The following is a 14,510-nucleotide window of genomic DNA, read 5'->3' on the forward strand; positions in this document are numbered from 1 at the left end:
TGTGGGCGGGTGGGTGGGTGCCGACCCACCCACCCACCACCCACCATCACCCCCTCACCTCCCCTCCAACCCCTCCTCCCCTTCCCCCCCCCCCCCCCCCCCCCCCCCCCCCCTCCTTCCCCCCCCCCCCCCCCCCCCCCCCCCCCCCCCCCCCGACCGGGGTGGCCACCGGGGTCGCGGCCTCACTCGTTGAGGTGACGCGCGTCATGCCGTCGGCCGCGGCGGGAACATACGGCCCATGCCCCAGACGCCCCCTTCTCCGTCCCTCCGGTGAGCGCCGGAACACTCGTCCGGCGGACCGTGCGCGGCGCGACGGCGCTGCGCGGCGGCCGACTGCGGCGCCCGAGTCCGTACCAGTTCTTCGGCGCCCTGTTCTGGCTGGTGATGACGCTCGCGTACTGGCGGGTGCCGTTGTGCTGCGACGCCGGCCAGCACGCGGCGGTCGTGGAACGCCTCAAGGCGGACCTGCTCCACCCGGCGCACTCGATGGCCGCCCTGCCGGGCGCGGGCAGCCCCTACTACGGGCCGTACGCCGTCGCCCAGGCCGTCCTCGCGCGGCTGACCGGGCTGTCGGGCTGGGAGGTCGTGAAGCTGGCCGGGCCGGTGCACCTGCTGGTCCTGCTGACGGGGACCGGCCGTTTCGTCCGGGTGCTCACGCCCCGCCCGTGGGCGCCGGTGCTCGCCCTGCCGGCGATGACGCTGCTGTGGGGCACCGCACGCGTCCTGTGGAGCGGCTACCTCGGGCTGATGCCGATGACCACGAACCTGGGCTACCCCTCGGCGTTCGCCATCGGGCTGACGCTGTGGGCGTGGGCGCTGACCGGCACCCTCGCGGGGACGGACGGCGCCGCGGTGCGCTACGTCGGCCCGCGCGGGCTGCGCGGCTGGTGGGGGTACGCCGGGCTCGGGGCGCTGTACGGGCTGATCCTGCTGATCCACCCGGTGACGGCCGTGTCGGCGGTGACCGGGGCGGTGGCGGTCATGGCGGCGCGGCAGCGGGCGTGGCGGGCGCCGGTGGCGGGCCGCTGGGCGCTCGCCGGGGCGCTCGCCCTGGCGGTCGCGGTGTCCTGGCCGTACTACGACGTGCTGTCGCTGACGGGCGAGAGCGGCCTGGACGCGATGCACCACCGGTTGTACGAGCAGATGGCGGCGAACTCCTGGCTGGCGCTGCTCGGGGCGCCCGCGCTGTGGGCGCGCGCCCGGCGCTCGGCGCGTGACCCGCTGGTGCTGATGTTCGCGCTGCAGTGCCTGGTGGTGGGGTACGGCTGGGTGAGCGGGCACTACACGTACGGCAGGGCCCTGTGGTCCGCGCTGCTGCCCCTGCAACTGGCGCCTGCCGTCGCGCTGGCGGCGCCCCGGCCGTGGGGGCGGCCCAGACGGGCACTGGGCGCCGCCGTGGCCGCCGGGGCGTGCGTGGGGTTCCTCACCGTGCAGGCCGGGGCGGTCGTACCGCGCGCGCTGGACCCCGTGGGCTTCCCGCAGCCGCCGCGCTGGCCGTCGTACGACTGGGCGGCGCGGCACATCGGCTACGGCGAGGTGGTGATCACCGACGGGTACATCGCCGGTCATCTCATCGCCGGGTACGGTCCGGACCTCGCCGCGCCGATCTGGCCCGACCCGGCCCTGGACGAGCGGGAGCGGGCCCGCCGGCTCGCCGACGTCGGCGCCTACCTCGCCCCGGGCTCGACCCGCGCCGGGCGCGCCGCCCTCGTCCGCCGCTACCACGTGCGCTGGCTGCTGCTGACGCCCCGCCACCCGGTGCCCCCCGAGGCGGTGGTGGTGGCGTGGAGCCGGCGGACCGGCGAGGTGCTCGCGCGGGTCCCCTCGGGGGGCGGCCGCCCGGGGTCTTCCCCGGACAGCCGTCCGGTGACTACTCGATGACGAGGTCGACCGGGACGTTGCCGCGGGTGGCGTTGGAGTAGGGGCACACCTGGTGGGCCTGCTCGACGAGCTTGCGGCCGGTGGCCTCGTCCACGGTGTCGGGCAGCTCGACGCGCAGGGTGACCTTGAGGGCGAAGCCCTCACCCTCCTTGCCGATGCCGACCTCGGCGGTCACGGCGGCGTCGCTGACGTCGACCTTGGCGGCGCGGCCGACGAGGCCGAGGGCGCTGCCGAAACAGGCGGCGTAACCGGCGGCGAACAGCTGCTCCGGGTTGGTGCCCTGACCGTTGCCGCCCATCTCCACCGGTATGCCCAGCGCGAGGTCCAGCGTGCCGTCGGAGGAGACGGCGCGACCGTCCCGGCCGTGGGTGGCGGTGGCGACAGCGGTGTAGATCGCGTCCATGGAAAACCATCCCTCTGCGTGCGAGTCGTGTGCGGCGGCGCCCTTACGGGCCGCCTTCCGGGCTCAAGTAGAGCACACAACTGAATTGTGCACAACTAAATGACTCGAAAGAGCTATCCTGGAGGCATGACCGCGACGCCGACCCCAGCCACCCAGGAGAACTGGCTCCGCCTGGACCGCCAGATCTGCTTCTCCCTGCACGCCGCCTCCCGCGCCTTCAACGGCGTCTACCGCGTGATCCTCAAGGACCTCGGTCTGACCTACCCGCAGTACCTGGTGATGCTGGTGCTGTGGGAGCACGGCGACCTGCCCGTGAAGAAACTGGGCGAACACCTGCGGCTCGACTCCGGCACGCTCTCGCCGCTGCTCAAGCGGCTGGAGGCGACCGGCCTCGTACGACGCGAGCGCAGCACCCGCGACGAGCGCTCGGTGGAGGTGCGGCTGACCGGGGAGGGCACCGCGCTGCGTGAGCGGGCCCTGGAGGTACCGCGCCGGATCTTCGCCTCGACCGGATTCGACATGGAGGAGCTCGGCGCCCTGCGTGCCCGCCTCGACGAACTCACCACCGCGCTGGACGCGGCCGCGCTGTCCCAGGCGCCGGGCCGCCCGTAGGCGCGCCCGCCCGACCGGTCACGGGCGGGACGCGGACGTAGAGACGCAGGGTCACCCCCCGGCGGACGTACTCCCTGCGCGGGGTGAACTGCTCCCGGACGACCCTGAGTTTGGCCCGCTCGGTCGGGTCCCGCGGCGACCAGCGGGAGGTGAGGGCGTACGGCTCGGCGACGACCCAGACGCGGTCCACCGAGGCGAGCCGGCGCAGCAGTTCCCGGGGCCCGGCCTCACGGCCCCACAGCGTCCCGGACCGGGGCGCGGACTCCCGCAGCGCGATGTCGCGGCCGCGCCGGAACCCCCGCGGATACGTCAGCGCCGCCAGCCGCCCCACCGAGGGCAGGAACAGCACCGGATCGCCGGGGCGGACCTGCCGGGCGGCGAGGCCGGCGACCGCCGCGAGGTTGTCGGGACGGTGGTCCGGGGAGCGGTCGTCCAGCTGCAGCGGAAGGGTCTGCAGGAAGGCGAGGGCGACGGCCAGCACACCGGCGAGGACGACAGCCCGGCCGTACGACGGAGGCCGCGCGCCCGGCCGGCGGGCCCGCAGCCCCGCCACGGCCGCGGCCACCCGGTCGGCCCCCGCGGCCACCAGCAGCGGTGACCCGGCCAGCGCGTACAGCACGTACCGGTCGTGATAGAGCGGCCGGACCTGCGAGACGCTCATCAGGATCACCGGCGGCAGCACCAGCAGCGGGCCCGCGACCACCGCCACGCGCCGCGCCGCGAGGCCCGCCACCAGCAGCAGGACGGACACCCAGAAGACCGCTCCCGTGGGACCGGCGACGAAGCTCCGCACCAGCTTCCCGACCCGGTCCCAGCCCGGCGCGACCAGCCAGGCCACCTGCCCCGACTGGCGCCGCGACACCCACACCAGCGGCAGCAGGACCGCCCCGGTCACCGCCACCGCCCGCGCCCAGCCCGTCCACACGGCCCTCGGCACCCGGGCGAGCGCCAGGGTCGCCGCGTGCGCGCAGACCGCCAGTACCGCCAGCTCGTGCAGCAGACAGGTCACCGCGAGGACGCACCCGTAGGGCCACCACACCGCCCCGGGCTTCCCCGGCCGTCCGTCCGTCGCCCGTACCAGCAGCAGCGTCGCGCCCGCCACGCCGGCCGCGACGAGCGCGTAGGACCGCCCCTCCTGCGCGTAGTGGCCGCTCAGCGGTGTGACCGCGTAGAGCAGGCCGGCCCACAGCCCGACCCGCGGCCGGGCCAGCCGCACCCCGAGGGCGGCGACCAGCGCGGCCGTCGCGGAGGCCGCGCACACCGACGGCAGCCGCAGCACGACCTCGCCGGGGTGGAGGGGCAGCACGACGTGCATGAACAGGTAGTACAGCCCGTGCACCGCGTCCACCTCGTGCAGCAGCCGCCAGATCTGCGGCACCGTGCGCCAGGCGACCAGGAAGGTGACGCTCTCGTCGCCCCACATGCCGCCGCGGTCCAGGCCCCACAGTCCGGCCGCGAGCATCACGGCCGCGGGAACCGCCACGGCCACCGCACGGTCACCGGCCCGGCCGGCCCTGCTCGACTGCCCGCTCGTCACAAGGCCGATTGTGTGGTGCCGACGGGCCATTGGTGATGATTGGCGGTGTATCAGACGTTTCATGTCATTCGCCCGGATTACCATCCCCCCGATGAACCTCGCACCGCACCCCCTCATGACCACCTCGGCGAGCGCCGTGCGACGACCGGGTCACCTCGCCCTCGCCGCCGCCTGGCTCGCCGGCCGCGCCCTGATGCTGTGGCTGCTCGCCCACAACGGGCTGGCCGTCCTGGGCGGAGGCCGGGTGGCGGGCGAGGTGTGGCGGCTCTACCACCGCTGGTACGGCGGGCTCGCGCACGGCGCCTTCCCCGTGCACGACCCGCTGTGGCAGTACCCGCCGGGCGCCGGCCCGGTACTGCTGTCACCCGCGCTGCTGCCCGGACTGACGTACTTCCAGGCGTTCGTCGTCCTCACCCTCGCCGCCGACGCGGCCGTCACCGTGGCACTGGTGCGCGCGGGCGGGCGGCCCGGCCACAGCCTGTGCGGGGCGGCGGTGTGGGTGGGCGGCCTCCCGCTGCTGCTGCACCTCCCGCTCGCGCGCTACGACGTGCAGGTCACCGCGCTCGCCGTCCTCGCCCTGCTGGCGTGGTCGAGGTACCCGCGCGTGTGCGGGGCGCTCGCGGCGGCGGGCGCCCTGGTGAAGGTGTGGCCGGCGCTGGTGCTGCTGGGGCTGGCGAGGGGCCGGGCGGCACGGTCGGCGTGGACGTGGGCGGGGCTGACGGCCGTCGTGGCGGTCGCCCTGTTCGCCGCCGTGTGCCGCGACCCCTTCTCCTTCCTGCTCCAGCAGGGCGGCCGGGGCGTGCAGATCGAGTCGTTCGGCGGCACCCTGCTCGGCCTCGCCACCCACGCCGGCTGGCCGGGGACGGTGGGCTACCGCTACGGGGCGATGGAGTTCACCGGCCCCTGCGTCGCGGCCGTCGCCGGCGCCTCACTCGCGCTCACCGGCGTCGCCCTCGCGCTGCTGGTGCTCTGGCGGGTCCGGGCAGGCGACTGGACACCGGCCACGCCGTACGACGCGGCGCTCAGCGCCGTCCTGCTGTTCACCGTCACCAGCCGGGTCATCAGCCCGCAGTACATGGTCTGGCTGGTGGGCCTGGCCGCCGTCTGCCTGACCTCCCGGCACACCGTGCAGCGTCCCGCGGCCGCGCTGGTCGTGGCGGCCACCGCCGTCAGCTCGGTCGTGTACCCCGTCCTGTACCACGAGGTGGTCACCAGCACCTGGACGGGCTGCGCGCTGATGCTCGTACGCAACGGCCTGCTGGCCGCGGCCGCCGCCCTGTCGTTCATCCGCCTGTGGCGCTCCACCGACGGCCCGCCGCGCCGGCCCCCGCGCCTCCCCTCGGAACCGCTCGCGTCCCTGCTCCCGCTCCCCGCCCGGCGCCTCTCCGGCGCCCACCGGTCCCCGTCCCGGTGACGGGGAACCACGTCGCGGCGGTCCCCCGCCGGGAGGCCCACGCCCGGTCCCGCCGCCTGCTTCACCGAGACGGCGGCACGCGGGGCGCCGCCACGGGCAACGGAGGAGGGAACCGCCGCACATGACCTGGCTGATCACCGGCGGCGGCGACTACATCCACGTGGCGGACCTGGCGGACGCCCATGTGGCGGCCGCCCGCGCCCTGCGGGCCGCCCCGGGCCGCGCACTCACCCTCGACATCGGCCGCGGGGAGGGCGGGTCCGTCCGCGAGATGATCGACCGCATCAGCGCCCTCACCGGCCACCACCGCCCCCGGCGGTCGCCCCACGCCGCCCCGGCGACCCGGCCCGGGTCGTGGCGTCCGCCGATCGCGCCGCCACCGGGCTGGACCGGAAGGCCACGCCCGACGTCCAGGACATGATCACCTCGGCCTGGGAGGACCGGGTACGGCTGCACCCGGAGGCGGCACGCGGCTGAGGGCTGTCCCGCGCGACGAGGGGCGGAGGGGCCACAGGCTCCCGGCCCCCCGCCAGAGGCGCCTCACAGCGCCTTGAGTGCCTCCGCCGTCGCTCGCGCCAGTGCGCCCAGGTAGCCCTTGGGCAGCTTCGGGCTGCGGATCACCACCGAGCGCCAGTACAGGGGCCCCGAGATCAGGTCGAGGGCCAGGTCCTCGTCGGCGCCGGGCCGGATCTCGCCGCGCTGCGCGGCCGAGACCATGATCTTGCTGGCGACGCCGTCCTGTCCCTCGCGCAGCGCCTTCTGCATGGCCTCGGCGATGTCGGGGTTGCGGGCCGCCTCGGCCTGGAGGTCGGGGATGATCTGCGAGGCGACGGGGTGGCGCAGCGCCCGCGAGGTCACCTCGTACAGCAGTCGGAGGTCGCCCTCCAGCGAGCCGGTGTCCGGGGCCGGCAGGCCCTGCACGGCGATCGCCGAGACGAGGTCCAGGACGAGGTGCAGCTTGGAGCGCCAGCGGCGGTAGACGGCCGTCTTGCCGACGCCCGCGCGGCGCGCGATGCCCTCGATCGACATCCGCGCGTAGCCGACGGACGCGAGCTCCTCGAAGACGGCCGCCCGGATGGCCTCCGTCACGTCCTCCCGGAGCACGGCGGCTCCCGCGGGGGTCCGGCGGCGCGGACGCGCTAGGGGCTCCTCTGCGTTCGTCGTCATACGGTCCAGCATAGGGCGTCACGACGAAACGGTTGCGTTCCGACGTCCACTCCGCCTACGCTCGCGTTGCGACGATACGGTCCCGTCCCGACGTAAGAGAACGTGAAGGAAAGCGTAAGGAAACCGCGGGTGACGAACCCGGCGGAAACCTGACGCGCACCACCCCCTCCCCCCGAGTGAAAGCAGCGGATGTGAGCCAGGTCCTCCACACACCGCCCCCGACGCCGGCCCCGGCCGACGACGATCTCGCGGCCCTCGCCGCCCGCCACGGCCTCTCGGTCAGCGGCGCCCGCCCCTCCCTGCCGGACTACGTCCGCCAGCTCTGGGACCGGCGTCACTTCATCGCGGCCTTCTCGACCGCCAAGCTCACCTCGCAGTACAGCCAGGCGAAACTGGGCCAGATCTGGCAGGTGATGACCCCCCTGCTGAACGCGGCGGTCTACTACTTCATCTTCGGTGTGCTGATGGGCACCAAGCGGGGCGTGCCGGACTACGTCCCGTTCCTGGTGACGGGCGTGTTCGTGTGGACGTTCACGCAGAGCTCGATCATGTCCGGCACCCGGGCCATCGCGGGCAACCTCGGTCTCGTCCGGGCGCTGCACTTCCCGCGGGCCGCGCTGCCGATCTCGTTCGCGCTCCAGCAGCTCCAGCAGCTGCTGTTCTCGATGGCCGCCCTGGTCGTGATCCTGCTCTGCTTCGGCGTGCCGGTGGCCGCTTCCTGGCTGCTGGCGATCCCGGCGCTGGTGCTGCAGTTCACCTTCAACGCGGGCGTCGCGATGATCGTGGCGCGGCTGGGTGCGAAGACGCCGGACATCGCGCAGCTGATGCCGTTCGTGCTGCGCACCTGGATGTACGTCTCGGGCGTGATGTGGAGCCTCGACCGCCTGCTCAGCAAGCACAGCGACCTGCCGTCCTGGGTGGCGCCCGTGCTCCGGGCCAACCCGGCGGCCGTCTACATCGACCTGATGCGCTTCGCCCTGATCGACAGCTTCCACTCGAGCCAGCTGCCGCCCCACGTGTGGCCGATCGCGACCGGCTGGGCCCTGCTCGCCGGAGTCGGCGGCTTCATCTACTTCTGGAAGGCTGAGGAGACGTACGGCCGTGGCTGAGAACACCGAGTACCGCTACGAGAGCGACGGCGAGCGCATCCCCACCGTCGTCGTCGACAACGTCGACATCGTCTACCGGGTCAACGGCACCGGCGCCGGACGCGGCTCCGCCACCGCCGCCCTCAACCGCATCCTGCGCCGCGAGAAGGCCGAACGGGCCGCGGGCGTGCGCACGGTGCACGCGGTCAGGAAGGTGTCGTTCGTCGCCTACCGGGGCGAGGCGATCGGTCTGATCGGCTCCAACGGCTCGGGCAAGTCGACCCTGCTCAAGGCGGTCGCGGGACTGCTGCCGGTGGAGAACGGCCGCATCCACACCGACGGCCAGCCCTCCCTCCTGGGCGTCAACGCGGCCCTGATGAACGACCTCACCGGCGAGCGCAACGTCTACCTCGGCGGCCTCGCCATGGGCATGTCCCGCGAGCAGGTCAAGGAGCGCTACCAGGAGATCGTCGACTTCTCCGGCATCAACGAGAAGGGCGACTTCATCACCCTGCCGATGCGCACCTACTCCTCCGGCATGGCGGCCCGCCTGCGCTTCTCCATCGCCGCCGCCAAGGACCACGACGTGCTGCTCGTCGACGAGGCCCTGGCCACCGGCGACGCCTCCTTCCGCAAGCGGTCCGAGGCCCGCATCCGCGAGCTGCGCGAGCACGCCGGCACGGTCTTCCTGGTCAGCCACAACAACAAGTCGATCCGGGACACCTGCGACCGCGTGCTGTGGCTGGAGCGCGGCGAGCTGCGCATGGACGGCCCCACCGAGGAGGTCCTGGAGGCGTACGAGGCGTTCACGGGCGGCCCGGAGAAGCCCAAGCCGAAGCCCCGCCCGAAGAAGACTCCCCCGAAGGCCCCGAAGGCCCCGGAGCAGACCCAGACCACGCCGGAGGACGCGAAGGTGCCGCTCTCCTCGTGAGGCGTGAGGCATGCGCTGAGGCGTACGCCGTGCGCTGAGCCGTGCGGCGTGAGCCGTGCGCTGAGCCGTGCGCTGAGCCGTGAGCCGTGGGGCAGCCGCGGCTGTCCGGGCAGAACGAAGGGCGCCCCCGCCACAACGGCCGGGGGCGCCCTCACGCACGTACGGGCTACGAATGCGCGCGCAGCAGCGTACGCATCGTCCGCATCGCCACCGACAGGTTCGCCAGGTCGAAGGAGTCCGAGCCCTGGATCTCCTCCAGGGTCGTGCGGGCCCGGCCCAGGATCGGCGCGTTCCTCTCCTCCCACGCCGTGAAGCGCTGCTCGGGGGTCGAGGTGCCGTTGCCCACGGCGAGCACGTCGGCCGTCAGCGCCGCGTGCGCCGCGTACAGGTCCTCCCGGATCGAGGCGCGGGCCATGGACTGCCAGCGGTCCGCGCGCGGCAGCTCGATGATGCGGTCCATCAGCTGGGTGATGTGGAGCCGGTCGGCGAGGTCGTAGTACACCTCGGCGACGGCCAGCGGCTCCTTGCCCATGCGGTCGGCCACCGAGACGATGTCGAGCGTCGGGAAGGCGGAGGAGAACCCGGCCACCCGCGTGGCCAGTTCGTCCGGCACGCCCGCCGCCGTCAGCTCGTCCCGGATCTGCTCGTACCACTCCAGGTCCGCGCCGCGCAGCAGCTTGGGCAGCTGTCCCCAGACCAGCTCGACCCGCTCGGAGAAGAACTCCACCGTCTCGGCGAGCTGCAGCGGCTGCGGCCGGTTGTTCAGCAGCCAGCGCGTGCCCCGCTCCACCAGTCGGCGCGAGTGCAGACGGATCCGGGTCTGGACGGCGGCCTCGACCGTGTTGTCCAGTGCCTCCACGGCGTCCCACACGGCGCCCGAACGGAAGATCGTGCGGGCCACGGTCTGGGCGCGGACGATCTCCTCCAACGAGGCACCGGTCTCCTCGCGCAGGCGGTGCAGATACGTCGTACCGCCCGTGTTCACCGTGTCGTTGACCAGGACCGTCGTGGTGATCTCACGGTTCAGCGGGTGGCCGTCGATCCGGTCGCCGAACTTCTCGCGCAGCGGCGCCGGGAAGTAGGTGTGCAGCAGTCCGCGCAGGTACGGGTCGTCCGGCAGCGAGGTGTGCAGCAGCTCCTCGGCGACCGTGATCTTCGTGTACGCCAGCAGGACGGCCGTCTCCGGGCTGGTCAGACCCTGCCCGGCGCCGAGGCGCTCGCGGATCTGGCGGTCGGTGGGCAGGAACTCCAGCGCCCGGTCGAGCAGTCCCGCGCGCACCAGGTGCCGCATGTACCGCTGCTGCGCGTGGAGCATGTCCTTGGACTGGGCGAGGGCGTTGGCGATCGCCGTGTTCTGCGCGTAGTTGTTGCGCAGGACCAGGTGGCCGACCTCGTCGGTCATCTCGGCGAGCAGCTTGTTGCGCTGCTTGACCGTCAGGTCGCCGTCCGTGACCAGGCCGTTGAGCAGGATCTTGATGTTCACCTCGTGGTCGGAGGTGTCCACGCCCGCGCTGTTGTCGATGGCGTCCGTGTTGGTCTTGCCGCCGTGCAGCGCGAACTCGATCCGGCCGAGCTGGGTCAGACCGAGGTTGCCGCCCTCCCCGACGACCTGGACCCGCAGGTCGGCGCCGTCGACCCGGATCGCGTCGTTGGCCTTGTCGCCGACGTCCGCGTGGGACTCCGTCGACGCCTTCACGTACGTGCCGATGCCGCCGTTCCACAGCAGGTCGACCGGCGCCCGGAGGATCGCCTTCATCAGGTCGGCCGGCGTCATCTTGGACACCTTGTCCTCGATGCCGAGGGCCTGGCGGATGTGGGCGTTGACCGGGATGGCCTTGGCGGTGCGCGGGAAGACGCCGCCGCCCGCGGAGATCAGCGCCGTGTCGTAGTCGGCCCAGCTGGAGCGGGGCAGCTCGAAGACGCGGCGGCGCTCGGCGTAGGAGGCGGCCGCGTCCGGGGTCGGGTCCAGGAAGATGTGCCGGTGGTCGAAGGCGGCGACCAGGCGGATGTGCTCGGACAGCAGCATGCCGTTGCCGAACACGTCACCGGACATGTCACCGATGCCGACGACCGTGAAGTCCTCGGCCTGGGTGTTCACGCCCAGCTCCCGGAAGTGCCGCTTGACGGACTCCCAGGCACCGCGGGCGGTGATGCCCATGCCCTTGTGGTCGTAGCCGGCCGAACCGCCGGAGGCGAAGGCGTCACCGAGCCAGAAGTTGTACTTCTCCGCGACACCGTTGGCGATGTCCGAGAAGGTCGCGGTGCCCTTGTCGGCGGCGACCACCAGGTAGGTGTCGTCCTCGTCGTGCCGGACGACGTCCGCCGGGGGCACGACCTCGCCGGCCACCATGTTGTCGGTGATGTCGAGCAGCGCCGAGATGAACGTCTTGTAGCTGGCGATGCCCTCGGCCAGCCAGGCGTCCCGGTCCACGCCCGGGTCCGGCAGCTGCTTGGCGACGAAGCCGCCCTTGGCGCCCACGGGCACGATGACGGTGTTCTTCACCATCTGCGCCTTGACCAGGCCGAGGATCTCGGTCCGGAAGTCCTCCTTGCGGTCGGACCAGCGCAGCCCGCCGCGGGCGACCTTCCCGAACCGCAGGTGCACGCCCTCCACCTGCGGCGAGTACACCCAGATCTCGAACGCCGGGCGCGGTGCCGGCAGATCGGGGATCGCCTGCGGGTCGAACTTCATGGAGACGTACGCGTGCGGCTTGCCGCCCGCCGCCTCCTGGAAGAAGTTGGTCCGCAGGGTCGCCTTGATGACGGTGAGGAAGGACCGCAGGATGCGGTCCTCGTCGAGGCTCGCCACCTGGTCGAGCGCCGCCTCCAGTTCCTCCAGCAGCGCGTCCACGAGCTCGTGCCCGGCGCGCTGGCGGTCCGGCGACATCCGCGCCTCGAACAGCGACACCAGCAGACGCGTGGTGTGGACGTTGTTGCGGAGGGTGTCCTCCATGTAGTCCTGGCTGAACGTGGAACCCGCCTGGCGCAGGTACTTGGCGTACGCCCGCAGCACCATCGCCTGCCGCCAGCCCAGCCCGGCGCTGAGCACGAGGGAGTTGAAGCCGTCGTTCTCCGCCCTGCCGGTCCAGGTGGCGGCGAAGGCCTCCTGGAAGCGCTCGCGGGCGTCGTCGCCCAGGTAGTCACCGCCGCCGTTCTGCGTCTGGGGCATGCGCAGACCGAAGTCGTAGACCCAGGCGACACTGCGGTCCGAGCAGCGCAGCTCGTACGGCCGCTCGTCGGTGACCTCGACGCCGAGCCGGTTGAGGACCGGCAGCACCGCGGACAGGGAGACCGCGTCGCCCTTGCGGTAGATCTTGAAGCGGCGCTCCTCGGGAGCGGCGCCCACCGGCTCGTAGAGGCTGAGCGCGAAGTCCTTCCCGCCGTGCTCCTGGGCTTCGGTGAGCTGCTCGATGTGCACCAGGTCGGCGACCGCGGCCCGCGGGGTGTGGTCGGCCTTGTAGCCCTCCGGGAAGGCGTTGCCGTAGCGGCGCACCAGTTCGGCCGCGCGTTCCTCTCCCAGCTCGGCGTTGAGCGCCTCGGCGAAACCGTCGGCCCAGGAGCGGGCGGCCTCCACCAGCCGCGCCTCGATGCGCTCCTTGTCGGCGTCGGACAGCTGCGGCAGCTCTGTGCCCTGCGGGACGCGCACCACGAAGTGCAGCCGGGACAGGATCGACTCGGTGTTCCAGGCCGTGAAGTCGACGCTGGTGCCGGCGAGCTCCTCCTTCAGGATGTCGATGATCCGCAGCCGCACCCCGGTCGTGTAGCGGTCGCGGGGGAGGTAGACGAGGGCGGAGTAGTAGCGGCCGTACTCGTCCTGGCGGAGGTAGAGGCGCAGCCTCCTGCGCTCCTGGAGGTAGAGCACCGAGGTGACGATGGCCTGCAGTTCGTCGGCCGGGGTCTGGAACAGCTCGTCGCGCGGGTAGGTCTCCAGGATCTGGAGCAGGTCGCGCCCGTCGTGGCTGTTGGGCGAGAACCCTGCGCGCTCCAGGACCTCCGCGACCTTGCGCCGGATGACCGGGACCCGGCGTACGGACTCGGTGTAGGCGGCGGAGGAGAACAGTCCGAGGAAGCGCCGCTCGCCGACGACGTTGCCCTGCTCGTCGAACTTCTTGACGCCGATGTAGTCGAGGTACGACGGCCGGTGCACGGTGGCGCGGCTGTTGGCCTTGGTGAGTACGAGCAGCTTGTGCTCGCGCGCCTTGGCGCGGGCGTCGGCGGGCAGCCGCTCGAAGGAGGGGCTGACGGGGTGGCTCTCGTCGCTCGCGTGGTGCGGGTCGGAGCGCAGTATCCCCAGACCGGTGCCTGGCACGGCGGCGAGGGAGTCGTCGTCGCGCAGCCGGTACTCGCGGTAGCCGAGGAAGGTGAAGTGGTCGGCGGCCAGCCAGCGCAGCAGCTCACGGGCCTCCTCGATGTCCTGGCCGCGCAGGTCGGAGGCGACGGGCTCCTTCGGCAGCTCGTCGGCCATCCGCAGGGCCGCGTCCCGCATCTTGTCCCAGTCCTCGACGGTCTCGCGGACGTCGGACAGGACACGCAGCAGGTCGGCGGTGATCTGCTTCAGGTCGGCGCGGTCGGTCTCCCGGTCGATCTCGACGTGGATCCAGGACTCGGTGTGCGCGTCGTGCGGAAGGCGGTCGGTGACGGGCGCGTTGAGCACCTCGATCAGCTTGCCGGTGACATCGCGGCGCACGAACATCTGCGGGTGGATGACGACGTGGATGCCGCGGCCCTGACGGGTCAGCTCGTTCGTCACGGAGTCCACGAGGAAGGGCATGTCGTCGGTGACGACCTCGACCACGGAGTGGCTGCAGGTCCAGCCGTTCTCCTCGACGGTCGGGGTGTGCACCCGCACGCTGGCCGTGCCCTGCGGGCGGTTCTCGGCCAGCCGGTAGTGGGAGAAGGCGGCTCCGAAGACGTCGACCGGGTCGCGGTCGGTGAGGTCCTCCGGGGCGGTGTGCAGGTAGTAGCGCTGGAGGAACGCGAGCACGGTGTCCGGGTCCGGCGTGCCCTCGTCCGTCGTCCCGGTCGGTAGGTGCCCCCCGACCGGACTGTTCTCAGCAACCCGGGCGGCCCTCTCGAGCAGCTCGGCCTTGGCTTCGTCCAGCTTGGTCTGCATTGTCCTCTGGCTCCTGTCGCGCGCCATTGCGTGACGTAGAAGGAAACACGGCCTCTTCCCCTCCGACGCAACGTCCAGACGCGGGGTGTCCGGTCTGCTCCGACGCTATGCCGCAAGGTGAGATGAGCGGGGGGTTATCAGCCATTCTCGACACGCCCTCAGGGTGTGACGCTGATCTCTGCGGCGCCTGTCCCGGGTGTGTGCACGGCGTCCTGGGGGCCCTGGTGGCCCCGTCCCGCCCGCGAGGACCAGCGACCGCCGCCCGGTCACGGAGATGGTCCGTGCTCGCCGGGCGCAGGGCGGGGGCGGCAGTGCCCCCGCGAACTATCGCGCTGATCACGCCACCAGGCTATCGCCCCCGGGA

9 protein-coding genes and 1 pseudogene are annotated in these 14,510 nt (G+C 72.7%); 6 read left to right on the top strand and 4 right to left on the bottom strand.

Features of this window, described 5'->3' with window-relative positions:
• The first annotated feature begins 270 nt into the window (after window positions 1-270).
• Entirely contained in the window at window positions 271-1,881 is a 1,611-nt protein-coding gene (locus tag AC07AZ_RS37065; RefSeq protein WP_478855163.1) for a hypothetical protein, read from the top strand.
• Here AC07AZ_RS37065 and AC07AZ_RS37070 read toward each other — a convergent pair.
• Window positions 1,871-2,284 carry an organic hydroperoxide resistance protein gene (locus tag AC07AZ_RS37070; protein ID WP_478855164.1) on the bottom strand — a complete coding sequence of 138 codons (414 nt, stop codon included), beginning with the start codon at window positions 2,282-2,284 and terminating at the stop codon, window positions 1,871-1,873. The genes AC07AZ_RS37065 and AC07AZ_RS37070 overlap by 11 nt on opposite strands.
• A 126-nt stretch (window positions 2,285-2,410) precedes the next feature.
• On the opposite strand from AC07AZ_RS37070, the gene AC07AZ_RS37075 reads away from it, so the two are divergent.
• Window positions 2,411-2,896, top strand: coding sequence for a MarR family winged helix-turn-helix transcriptional regulator (locus AC07AZ_RS37075; protein ID WP_478855165.1), 486 nt, complete (start codon window positions 2,411-2,413; stop codon window positions 2,894-2,896).
• On the opposite strand, the gene AC07AZ_RS37080 is transcribed toward AC07AZ_RS37075, so the two are convergent.
• The gene (locus AC07AZ_RS37080) at window positions 2,844-4,358 is read right to left on the bottom strand and encodes a glycosyltransferase family 39 protein (protein WP_478855187.1); all 1,515 of its coding nucleotides are present in this window, start codon (window positions 4,356-4,358) and stop codon (window positions 2,844-2,846) included. The genes AC07AZ_RS37075 and AC07AZ_RS37080 overlap by 53 nt on opposite strands.
• Window positions 4,359-4,548: 190 nt before the next feature.
• On the opposite strand from AC07AZ_RS37080, the gene AC07AZ_RS37085 reads away from it, so the two are divergent.
• Together AC07AZ_RS37085 and AC07AZ_RS37090 are read left to right on the top strand one after the other, a co-directional pair.
• Window positions 4,549-5,847, top strand: coding sequence for a glycosyltransferase 87 family protein (locus AC07AZ_RS37085; RefSeq protein ID WP_478855188.1), 1,299 nt, complete (start codon window positions 4,549-4,551; stop codon window positions 5,845-5,847).
• A gap of 148 nt (window positions 5,848-5,995) precedes the next feature.
• A pseudogene (locus tag AC07AZ_RS37090) lies at window positions 5,996-6,324 on the top strand (UDP-glucose 4-epimerase GalE); the annotation flags it as partial.
• Window positions 6,325-6,387: 63 nt separating this feature from the next.
• Here the strand turns inward: AC07AZ_RS37090 and AC07AZ_RS37095 are convergent.
• Window positions 6,388-7,014, bottom strand: a complete 627-nt coding sequence (locus tag AC07AZ_RS37095) for a TetR/AcrR family transcriptional regulator (RefSeq protein ID WP_478855166.1) — start codon at window positions 7,012-7,014, stop codon at window positions 6,388-6,390.
• A gap of 191 nt (window positions 7,015-7,205) precedes the next feature.
• On the opposite strand from AC07AZ_RS37095, the gene AC07AZ_RS37100 reads away from it, so the two are divergent.
• Together AC07AZ_RS37100 and AC07AZ_RS37105 are read left to right on the top strand one after the other, a co-directional pair.
• A complete protein-coding gene (locus AC07AZ_RS37100; protein ID WP_478855167.1) occupies window positions 7,206-8,123 on the top strand; it encodes an ABC transporter permease in 918 nt (305 codons plus the stop codon).
• Window positions 8,116-9,033 carry an ABC transporter ATP-binding protein gene (locus AC07AZ_RS37105; protein ID WP_478855168.1) on the top strand — a complete coding sequence of 306 codons (918 nt, stop codon included), beginning with the start codon at window positions 8,116-8,118 and terminating at the stop codon, window positions 9,031-9,033. The genes AC07AZ_RS37100 and AC07AZ_RS37105 overlap by 8 nt, the downstream gene beginning before the upstream one ends.
• 166 nt (window positions 9,034-9,199) lie before the next feature.
• Here AC07AZ_RS37105 and AC07AZ_RS37110 read toward each other — a convergent pair whose 3' ends face one another.
• Entirely contained in the window at window positions 9,200-14,146 is a 4,947-nt protein-coding gene (locus tag AC07AZ_RS37110) for an NAD-glutamate dehydrogenase (RefSeq protein WP_478855169.1), read from the bottom strand.
• Between the last annotated feature and the right edge of the window lie 364 nt (window positions 14,147-14,510).

This window comes from Streptomyces sp. NPDC043878, from assembly GCF_056435735.1.

Bases quoted from the DNA above. Each gene is read 5' to 3' on its own strand.
- AC07AZ_RS37070 (WP_478855164.1), bottom strand. From the start codon at position 2,284: ATGGACGCGATCTACACCGCTGTCGCCACCGCCACCCACGGCCGGGAC.
- AC07AZ_RS37075 (WP_478855165.1), top strand. From the start codon at position 2,411: ATGACCGCGACGCCGACCCCAGCCACCCAGGAGAACTGGCTCCGCCTG.
- AC07AZ_RS37080 (WP_478855187.1), bottom strand. From the start codon at position 4,358: ATGCTCGCGGCCGGACTGTGGGGCCTGGACCGCGGCGGCATGTGGGGC.
- AC07AZ_RS37085 (WP_478855188.1), top strand. From the start codon at position 4,549: ATGACCACCTCGGCGAGCGCCGTGCGACGACCGGGTCACCTCGCCCTC.
- AC07AZ_RS37095 (WP_478855166.1), bottom strand. From the start codon at position 7,014: ATGACGACGAACGCAGAGGAGCCCCTAGCGCGTCCGCGCCGCCGGACC.
- AC07AZ_RS37110 (WP_478855169.1), bottom strand. From the start codon at position 14,146: ATGCAGACCAAGCTGGACGAAGCCAAGGCCGAGCTGCTCGAGAGGGCC.